General features: G+C 38.7%; 3 protein-coding genes. All 3 read right to left on the reverse strand.

Annotated features, from left to right (window positions below; translation table 11 throughout):
* The coding region (locus ABT114_RS50270; RefSeq protein ID WP_351154062.1) for a hypothetical protein at positions 1-586 on the reverse strand (586 nt) is incomplete at its 3' end.
* Entirely contained in the window at positions 583-1,815 is a 1,233-nt protein-coding gene (locus ABT114_RS50275; RefSeq protein ID WP_351154065.1) for a relaxase/mobilization nuclease domain-containing protein, read from the reverse strand. The genes ABT114_RS50270 and ABT114_RS50275, both read right to left, overlap by 4 nt.
* The coding region (locus tag ABT114_RS50280) for a plasmid mobilization protein (RefSeq protein ID WP_351154068.1) at positions 1,794-2,222 on the reverse strand (429 nt) is incomplete at its 5' end. The genes ABT114_RS50280 and ABT114_RS50275, both read right to left, overlap by 22 nt.

The raw sequence follows: 2,222 nt of genomic DNA on the forward strand, positions 1-2,222 counted from the left end.
GTTGATCAAACCATGTTGAAGCGGTATACATTAATCGAAAACTGCCATAAATTCCAGCACCGATTAAACCAAAACCACCTAATCCAAGAACGACTGCCCCATAAGGATGTTTAGGCTGTATTTCCATCACTGTGTCATACAAAATATGCAAACCCCAACCATCCCAGATACCTTTATAAATCCATCGTCCGATGAGAATACCGACAACTAAGAAACAGAACAGGCAGATAATATTCACAATCAAAATACTGTAACGTTCGACAATCTCACGTTTGCGATCTGCTTTTATCTGCTCTTTTTGTTCATTCAGTTCTTTTTTCAAAGCGAGTAATGCTTGTTTTTCAACTTGAATGTCTTTCAGTATGGTCGCTTTTAAGTTTTCTGCCTCTAAACGATGGAGTTGTTCTTGAATGGCAGACTCCATTTTTTGACTCGCAACAGCTTCTATTTTTTCTTGGTAGCCCCGAAAGTCTTTATTAACTTCTTGACGGACTAAGCGGTCTAGTTCTGGAACGTGACTGAAATCAATTTTACCATTTTTATAAGCATTTAATACTTGAACAACGAGTTGTTCATCTTTATTCATCGACTCATCCCCCGATCATGATCTTTTGTTGGTTTCTTTTCAGACTGTACGTCTCTATTCACTTGTTTTTCTAGGCTTTTCTGTTGTTCTTGCTCGTAATTTTTCATGTCTTTTGAAAAGCGACGTTCAAAATCATCGAGGATTTTCTCTTTTGTTTGCTTTAATTTTCTTGTAACGCGTTGAGTAAGTTCTGGTACTCGTCCTGCAAGCTGTTTGATTGTGTCAATAAATCGATTAATTTTTGATTCTCGCTTGAGAGCTTCTGATTTTCTTGGTTCAATTGCTTGTTCAAGGCTAACAATTTCTGATTCTCTTTGTTGAGTGTCTCGCTCAAGCGGAGTAATCGCTGGTTCTCGTTGTTCAACAGCTCTAAATTCGTTTTGTCTTGCTCGGTTTTCCAACTCATGTAAAATGGTCTCCCTTCCAAAATCAGAACCCAATCGGGTCTCTCGTGCTCGTCTTTGCTTGTTATTGGCGTCTAAAAAGGCATATGAGAACGTTTGGCCTCTTTCTGATAGAATTACCCCATTGTCAGATAATCGTTCCTTAAACGCTTCGTATGAGCTCACAGAGACATCTTGAAGCGATTTATTGATTCTTTCTCTCAAATCATCCATGTAAGAATACTCATTTTTGGCGATTAGTTCTTTTTTTGTCTCTGTTTGGCGCTCATTTGGTGGCTCTAAAATGTGCCAGTTCTCTCGAGAAGCGAGTCGATCATTCATTTCTCGTGCTCGTTGAACGCTTTCTCCTTTTTGTTCTCTTAATTTATTGCCTGTCTCTAAATTGACCTTATTGACAATGATGTGGTTGTGTAAGACGTGATTTTTTCCGTCTAAATGCGTATACACAGCACTTTGATGGTTAGGATAGAGATTTTCTGCTAATTCAACGCCTAAATCATTGGCTTTTTGCCAGTCTTTTTGAACTTTCGGATTCAGTTCATCTAAGGCGAAAGATTGGGTAATACGCAAGACTTGATTGGATTCTTTGGTTTGGTTATGAAGTTGTCGAATGACATCAAATTGTTCTTTGGCGATAAAGGGATCAATCCCGTTGGTTCCACCCACGGCAACTGCCCGACAATTTGTCAGCTCCACAGGACGTTCCAATTGATGGTCTTGTAGCCACTGTTCAGTTTTTTCATGCATGGGTCTGTCTTGCCCTAAAGCATAATTAAGGGCGCTCGCTGCACTTGCGCCATTGCTTATTTTTGCAATTGTTGCCATAACTCTTGATACCCCTTTTGAGCTTGAGCGAGTACTCCGTATGTATAGCGTAAAGCCACGATCAGCTCTTTATCTTGGTTGTCCATCCGATCGAATTGATTGAGTTTCTTGGCGATTTGATTTAAATTGGTTCCTTGTTTTGAGAGTTCTAATAATAAAGATTTCGCTTGGTCATGTTCGAGATAAGGTTTTTTTAAATGAGATTTTTGTGCTAATTTTTTCGCATAAAGATTCGGAGAGAGTCCATATGTTTCTCCTGAAATTTTCAGCTTATTGTATTGTTCTTCAGATAATCTAAATTGAATGTACTTTGTTTGATTTTGTGATACTTCTTTCTGATCCATAAATAGCCTCCTCAAAGATAAAATGCCCCAGCGCTCATTCCTCAATCGCCCTTTGTCATTGAT

The organism is Streptomyces sp. NPDC002088 (assembly GCF_040296605.1).
In the GTDB taxonomy this organism is placed as follows: domain Bacteria; phylum Actinomycetota; class Actinomycetes; order Streptomycetales; family Streptomycetaceae; genus Streptomyces.

Bases quoted from the DNA above. Each gene is read 5' to 3' on its own strand.
- ABT114_RS50275 (WP_351154065.1), bottom strand. From the start codon at position 1,815: ATGGCAACAATTGCAAAAATAAGCAATGGCGCAAGTGCAGCGAGCGCC.